At 68.9% G+C, this 587-nt stretch carries 1 protein-coding gene; it reads left to right on the forward strand.

The features are described 5' to 3' along the window. On the forward strand, positions 1-469 hold a 469-nt coding region (locus AC1DTN_RS38530; RefSeq protein ID WP_477925466.1), incomplete at its 5' end, for a tripartite tricarboxylate transporter substrate-binding protein. Between the last annotated feature and the right edge of the window lie 118 nt (positions 470-587).

Below are 587 nucleotides of genomic sequence, written 5' to 3' on the forward strand. Positions count from 1 at the left end.
GTTGCTGTCCTCCATCGGGCAGAACGCCACCCACGTGCCCTACAAGGGCGTGGCGCCGGCGGTCAACGACCTGATGGGCGGCCAGACCGACTTCATGTGCGATCAGACCACCACCGCCCTGCCCCAGATCGCAGGCGGGCGCATCAAGGCCGTCGCGGTGCTGTCAGGGACGCGTCTCGTGCAACTGCCCCGCACCGGCACGGCGACCGAAGCCGGCTATCCGCTGGACGTGCGCTCATGGAACGCCTTCTTCGCACCGCGCGGAACGCCCCAGCCCGTGCTGGCGAGGCTGACCGGCGCCTTGCAGCACGCGGTCGCCGATCCCGCGCTACGCAAGCAGATGGAAGGCCTCGGCGTGGAACTGCCCGCGGCCGCCGATGCAACGCCCGCCGCCGTCACCGCGCTCATCATGCGCGGCATCCGCGACGACGTGCCGACCCTCAAGGCCAAAGGCGAATACCTCGACTGAATCGAACGAACACCATGGAGAACACCCTCGCCACTCTCGATACCCCCGCCGCCATCGTTTCGCTCTCCCGGATGCAGCGCAACATCGCCCGCATGCAMCAGCGCGCCGACGCCTTGGG

This window comes from Rhizobium sp. 01T444, from assembly GCF_056398305.1.